1 pseudogene is annotated in these 231 nt (G+C 80.1%); it reads left to right on the top strand.

Annotated elements, in window-relative coordinates:
• Positions 1 to 231, top strand: a pseudogene (locus KVT44_RS57425) (aminotransferase); the annotation flags it as partial.

Genomic DNA, 231 nt, shown 5'->3' with positions numbered 1-231 from the left:
GGGGCGTGGCCTTCCTGGTCGTTCCGGAGGACCTCCGCGGGCTCACTCCGGCGTTCGCCGGCTGGGTCGCGGGTGAGGCGCCGTGGGACAGCTGCTACGGCCCGGTGGCGGAACTCGCCCCCTCGGCGCGGCGGGTCGCGGGGAGCCCCAGCCTCTTCTCGTACGCGGGCGCCCGGCACCCGCTGGCGCCCGCCGGGGGGCCGGGGGTGGGGGACCGCCCCGCCCCTGCTT

The organism is Streptomyces sp. GbtcB7, assembly GCF_019091445.1.
Lineage (GTDB): Bacteria > Actinomycetota > Actinomycetes > Streptomycetales > Streptomycetaceae > Streptomyces > Streptomyces mirabilis.
Note: the sequence above shows the minus strand (reverse complement) of the source record. Positions and strands in the feature narration are given on the sequence as shown.